This window comes from Promicromonospora kroppenstedtii DSM 19349 (assembly GCF_000515355.1).
Taxonomy (GTDB): domain Bacteria; phylum Actinomycetota; class Actinomycetes; order Actinomycetales; family Cellulomonadaceae; genus Promicromonospora; species Promicromonospora kroppenstedtii.
This window is the reverse complement of sequence record NZ_KI911678.1, coordinates 2,664-8,169: the sequence shown is the minus strand read 5'-3', so window position 1 is coordinate 8,169 and position 5,506 is coordinate 2,664. Positions and strand designations below refer to the sequence as shown.

At 72.2% G+C, this 5,506-nt stretch carries 6 protein-coding genes and 1 pseudogene; 1 reads left to right on the top strand and 6 read right to left on the bottom strand.

Annotated elements, in window-relative coordinates:
- Positions 1 to 590: hypothetical protein (locus tag PROKR_RS13915; RefSeq protein WP_211240135.1), on the top strand; the 590-nt coding region annotated here is incomplete at its 5' end.
- On the opposite strand, the gene rlmC is transcribed toward PROKR_RS13915, so the two are convergent.
- From rlmC to PROKR_RS13885, 6 genes and pseudogenes are all read right to left on the bottom strand, one after another.
- Entirely contained in the window at positions 557 to 1,729 is a 1,173-nt protein-coding gene (rlmC, locus tag PROKR_RS13910) for a 23S rRNA (uracil(747)-C(5))-methyltransferase RlmC (protein ID WP_036964252.1), read from the bottom strand. The genes PROKR_RS13915 and rlmC overlap by 34 nt on opposite strands.
- Positions 1,730 to 1,798: 69 nt before the next feature.
- Positions 1,799 to 3,166, bottom strand: coding sequence for a M15 family metallopeptidase (locus tag PROKR_RS30750; protein WP_169736428.1), 1,368 nt, complete (start codon positions 3,164 to 3,166; stop codon positions 1,799 to 1,801).
- 33 nt (positions 3,167 to 3,199) lie between these two features.
- Positions 3,200 to 3,823, bottom strand: a complete 624-nt coding sequence (locus PROKR_RS13900) for a DinB family protein (protein WP_051432981.1) — start codon at positions 3,821 to 3,823, stop codon at positions 3,200 to 3,202.
- A gap of 29 nt (positions 3,824 to 3,852) precedes the next feature.
- On the bottom strand, positions 3,853 to 4,527 hold the full coding sequence (locus PROKR_RS13895; RefSeq protein WP_245605825.1) for a DUF2306 domain-containing protein: 675 nt from the start codon (positions 4,525 to 4,527) through the stop codon (positions 3,853 to 3,855).
- Positions 4,528 to 4,537: 10 nt separating this feature from the next.
- Positions 4,538 to 5,314: an ABC transporter permease gene (locus PROKR_RS13890; protein WP_036964248.1), complete on the bottom strand. Its 777-nt coding sequence runs from the start codon at positions 5,312 to 5,314 to the stop codon at positions 4,538 to 4,540.
- Positions 5,311 to 5,506, bottom strand: a pseudogene (locus tag PROKR_RS13885) (ABC transporter); the annotation flags it as partial. The pseudogene PROKR_RS13885 and the gene PROKR_RS13890, both read right to left, overlap by 4 nt.

Below are 5,506 nucleotides of genomic sequence, written 5' to 3'. Positions count from 1 at the left end.
CCGGAGGGGCGGCGGCCGGGGCCGGGGGCTGGCTCGTCACTGTCGGGGTCCGTGCTGCCGTGACCGCCCGGACGTTGCTGACCGACCCCGTGAGCCTGACAGCCACCATCGCCGGCGGCCTGTTCGTGACGACCGCCGTCACGACCGGCGTGGTGGGCGGCGTCGAGGCCGCGGCGCCCTCGTTCCACGAGACCAGTACGGTCTCGGTCTCGGCCTCGGCACAGGACCGGCAACCGGCCGCCGCCCGTGATGCCACCCGGACGGTCCAGGAGGATCCGACCCACGTTCCCGACCTGACCGGCACGACGTCGACGGAGCACACACCGCCCGGCCAGGCGAAGAGGAAGGGCAGCGCCCCGCCGGGTCTCGCGAAGTCGGACGGCGTCCCGCCGGGCCTGGCCAAGTCGGACGGCGTCCCGCCGGGGCAGGCGAAGAAGAACAACGCCCCACCCGGTCAGGCCAAGAAGAACAACGCCCCGCCCGGGCAGGCCACGAAGGATGTTCCGCCCGGTCAGGCGAAGAAGGACGGGGAGGGCAGGGGGCACACGCCGCCGGGTCAGGCCCGTTCGAGGAGTACCAGCACCTCGTAGTGGGAGGTCTGCGGGAACATGTCGAGCAGCCGCGCCCGGACCGGCCGGAGCGACGGCATGGCGGCGAGGTCCTTGGCGAGCGTGGTCGCGTTGCAGCTCGAGTACAGGACGTGGTCGATCCCGGAACCCTCCAGCCACTGCGCGAGGTCGGTGCCGATACCGCGCCGGGGCGGGTTCACGATCACCATCTCGGGCAGCCCGGGCGCCTGCGGCCCGACGGCGAACGCCGTCGCGTCGCCCGCGGCGAACGAGACGTCCTGGAACCGGCCGGCCCCGTCGCCGTCGCGCAGGCGCTCCACCGTGCCCGATGCCGCGACGACGGCCTCGGCGCTGATCTCGATGCCTGTGACGGACCGGCCGGGCGCGGAGCAGTGCAACGCGAAACCGCCGACGCCGCAGTAGAGGTCCCAGAGGCTGTGCGGGTCCACCTCGTCGACCCAGGTGCGGGCCTGCCGGTACAGCTCGGTGGCGACCGCCGTGTTGGTCTGGAAGAAGCTCTGCGGGCGCAGGTCGAGCGTGATGTCGTCGATGCGCATCGGGAGCGTGGTGCGCTCGGTCAGCGGGATCTCGAGGTCGCCCTCGAGCACCGCGGCGTGCGCGGGCTGGATGTTCGCCGAAGCGACCGCGAGGGTCGGGAGGTCTGCCAGCAGCGCGGGCAGGTGCTTGCGGATCCGCGCGATCGACTCCTGGGAGCGCAGCACGAACCGGACCATCAGCTCGCCGTCGGGCGACAGCGTGACCAGGAGGTACTTGAGCTCGCCGCGCTGCTGCGCGCGCCTGCCCGTGCCCGAGACCTGGTACGGCTCCAGGTTCGCGCGTGTCACGAACGCCGTCAGCGGTCCGAAGGACGCCTGGAGCTCGTCGGGGTAGAGGCCGCAGTCGGTCAGGTCGACCCCGTGGCCGGCCCGGTCAAGGATGCCCAGCACGGGCTCGGCGACAGTGCCGCTGACGACCATCTTTGCCTTGTTCCGGAAGGCGGACTCGACGCTGCGGACCGCCGGGAGCCAGGTCAGGCCGTCGGAGACCGGGTCGAGGAGCGTGGCGACCTGCCGCTCCTTGTCGAGCACCTGGGTGGGGTAGTCGATCTCCAGGAGGGTGCAGGAGTGGCAGCGGCCGGCGTCGTAGTGAGGGCACTGCACACCCCCCATTATCCAGTGCCCGCGCACCACCGTGGTCGACGGCGGCGCGCGGGCACCGGACGAGCGGCGTCAGCCCTGGTACTCGAAGTGCCAGGGCTCCTCGCGACCACCGCCGGCGCGTGCCCAGTCCGGGTGCTCCCAGCCGAACTTGGGCCCGTTGGCCGCAAGCCACTCGAACTCGGGCTCGCCGAAGCGGAAGCCGTCGTCCACAGGCACGTCCACAGCGGCGGCCCAGCCGTGGTTGGAGGTGCCGGGCTCGGCGACCTGGCCGGCGCCGAACTCGTCGAGCGCCTGGAGCTGCCAGTCGTAGGGGCGGTAGCCGTACTCGACGCGCAGCGGCTTGCCGAGCTCCGCCTCGAACGCCGCGGCCAGCTTCGTCCAGTCCTCGGCGGCGTCGCAGCGCAGGTACTGGTCCTGGCCCTCGGGACCGAGCCCCATCTTGCACAGGTCCTTCTGGGCGATCCGCCCGTTGCTGCCGTCCGCCAGCGTGGCTCGCACCGCCCAGGCACCGTCCTCGATCGCCACCCGCGCGGTCTCGCGGCGGTCCAGGAGGTCCTGCACGGCACCGAGGTCCTTGGCGTCGGCCCGCGCCGCGAGCGCCGCCGCGCCCTCCTTGCGGTGCATCAGGAGGGTCTTGCGGGGGCCTGTGGGGCCGCCCAGACCGGCGGCCCACTCGAGGGTGTACTGCGAGTCCCGCACCGAGATCTTGAGCTGGCCGGTCGTGGTCGACAGGGACTTCAGGGCCTTGTCGAGCTGCTCTGCGGCCTGTGCCGCCTCGTCGGCGGCCGCGTCGGCCTCGGCCTGGGCGTCCTTGCGGTCCTGCTGCCACTGCCGGTAGGACTCCTGCACGTCCTCGGTGGCGGACGTGAGGGTGGTCGAGGCGGTGCGCATGGTCATGGCCCACTCGGTGGCCTGCGCCTCCAGGGCGTCCAGGTCCGCGGGGGCTTCGAGACCGGCGGCCCCGGCCTCGGGGATCGACGGCGGCTGCTGGTCGCCGAGCTTCTTGGCGGCGGCGACGCGCGCGGCGAGCTCGGCGCGGAGCGCGCCGTCGACCACCTTGCCCTTCGAGGCGACGAGCGCGCTCTCGGCGGTCTCGATCTGCGCGATCAGCCCCTCCTGTGCGGCGCGCCCCTCGTCGACGGCCTGCACGACGTCGGCCCGCCCGTCGGCGAGCTGGTCCAGCCCGCGGTCGTTCGTGACGTGCACGAGCGCGAACACGATGCTGCCGATCAGCGCCACCGCGGCGACGATCAGGAAGACGAACAGCGGCCGCATGGAGCCGCTGTCGCGCCGCCCGCCCGGCTCGCTCGGCGGGATGTCGGATCTACCGGCCGCCACCTCGGCTCTCGGTGCGGGACGTGCGGGCTTCGGTGCTTCGGCGACGGCGGGTTCGGGCGCGGGCCCGGAGGATGTGGACGGCTCCACGTTGAGGGGCATGGCCCGCAGTTTGGCGAATCTCGGACGCGGGCGCTAGTTGCCCGCCCCCTCGGCGAGCGTCTTGAGCTTGTCGACGTACGCGGCCATCTGGTCACCCTGCCAGTCGGGGATGTTGGTGTTGCCCGCGTAGAGCCCCACGGAGCTGTCGGTGAGCTCGCGCAGGATGTCCGCGTGACCGGCGTGCCGGGCGGTCTCGTCGGTGACATGGACGATGATCCGGAACAGCGTGACCTCGCGGTTCTTCCACCACGGCACCCGGCCGACGGTGCTCAGCGGGAGCGTGTCGATGGTCTCGTCGCAGAACGCCCAGCCCCGCTTGTAGAGGTCCACGACGGAGGCGACGGTCTCGTCCGTGGTCGCGTACCAGTCGGCCTGCGGGTCCGTCTCGAAGATGTCGTCGGGGACGAGCTCGCCCGGGTTGGGCCACTGCCGCCCGAAGACCGGCCCGAGATAGCCGATCTCGGTGTTGGCGCAGTGCTTCACGATGCCCAGGAGGTTGTTGCCCGACGGCACCAGGGGCCACCGTGCCTGCTTTTCCGTGAGGCCCTCGAGCTTCCACACGAGGGCCTCACGAGTCTCCTGGAGGTACTTCTTCAGGATCTGCTTCTGCTCGAGCTCGGTCGCGTCGCTCGCGGTACCGCTGGTCGTCTGTGACATGAGGACAGTGTGTCCTGAGCCACCGACACTCACCGAGGCTTTTGCACCCGGGCCCGCCCCTTCGGCTTCCGGTGGAGCCACCACTCGGCGAACAGGAGGTTCACGATCCAGGACATCCACGCCGAGGCCACGGCCGCGCCCTCGATCTCCGGGGCGCCGAACCCGATGTCCGGGTTCGCGAGTGCCCCGGGGACGTAGATCGCGATGAGCACGGGTGCCCAGAACCGGTTGGCCACGATGGAGAACGCCAGCGCGGTGCTGCGGACCATCCACTCGCGGTGGTCCGCGAACCGGTGCTGCCGCACGGCGCGGTAGCCGAGCAGCGTGAACGTCAGGAGCAGGACGGCGAGCATTGTGTTGCCCACCTGCTGCCCCACGCCGGCGCTCGGGAACTGCGAGGTGACGAGCGCCCCGACGCCGGAGACGAGCGCGGAGACCACGTAGACGCGGCCGCTCCACCGGTGCACGCGCGGGTGGTTGGCCCGCAGCCACGGCCAGAGCTGCAGCACGCCCGCAGTGAGCATCACCGAGCCGGCGAGGATGTGCGTCACCAGGGCCGGGTAGAACGCCGGCCCGCGGTCCGTCGGCACCAGGGACAGGGTCGGGTCGAGGCCCACGTAGCGGGGCAGGGCGGTCGCCAGGAACACCCCGGTGACCACGGCGAGGGGCGCGATCCAGGGACGGCGCCACCAGCGGGTCGCCACCCGTCCCCGCTCAGCGCCGGGCACGGAACGCCAGCCCTGCTGCGACGGCGAAGACCAGGCCGAGGCCCACGCACCACGTGATCGCGAGCGCCGCGGTCCCGCCCGGGTCGGCGAGGCCGGGGGTCCCGGCGACGTCGCCCGTGAGCAGCCCGCGGACCGTCTCGATCACGGGTGTGACGGGCTGGTGCTCCGCGAACCCCCGCAGCCAGGCCGGGAGGGTGTCGACGGGCACGAACGCGCTCGACACGTAGGGCAGGAACATCACGAAGAACGAGAAGCCGCCCGCGGCGTCGGGCGAACGGACCAGCACGCCGACGAGGGTGGCGAGCCAGGTGATCCAACCGACGAAGAGCAGGATCATGCCGACAGCGGCGAGCCACTCCAGCGCGGTGGCCTGCGGCCGGAACCCGAGCAGGATGGAGACGCCGAAGACGATCGCCGTGGTGGCGAGGTTCTTCACCAGGCTCGCCACGACGTGCCCGGACAGCACGGTCCAGGCGTTGACGGGCATCGAGCGGAGCCGGTCGACCATGCCGCCCGACATGTCGCGTTCCACCGCCATCGCGGTGTTCGCGGCGCCGAACCCGGCGGCCAGCAGGATGACCCCTGGTGTCACGTAGTCGATGTACTCCGTGCCGGTGTCCAGCGCCCCGCCGAACACGAGCACGAACATCAGGAGGATGATCACGGGCAGGACCACCGCGGTGATCATCGCGTCCGTGTCGCGCGCGACGAGGCGCAGGCCGCGGGTGGTCATGGTCGAGACGTCGCTCAGCACGTGGGTCATGCCGCCACCCCCGTCGTCGTGGCCGGGCGGTCCTGGCCGGCCCGGCCCGCGGTCCCGGCGTGCCCGGTGAGCGTCAGGAAGACGTCGTCCAGGCTCGGCGCGCGGACCTCCCAGTGCTCGGGCGCGATGCCGGCGGCCTCGACCGCGGACAGCACCGACCGCACGTGCCCGACCGAGCCGTCCGTGGCCACG

What these genes read in the sequence shown, in the direction of transcription:
- PROKR_RS30750 (WP_169736428.1), bottom strand. Translation starts at nt 3,166, where the DNA reads ATGCCCCTCAACGTGGAGCCGTCCACATCCTCCGGGCCCGCGCCCGAA.
- PROKR_RS13900 (WP_051432981.1), bottom strand. Translation starts at nt 3,823, where the DNA reads ATGTCACAGACGACCAGCGGTACCGCGAGCGACGCGACCGAGCTCGAG.
- PROKR_RS13890 (WP_036964248.1), bottom strand. Translation starts at nt 5,314, where the DNA reads ATGACCCACGTGCTGAGCGACGTCTCGACCATGACCACCCGCGGCCTG.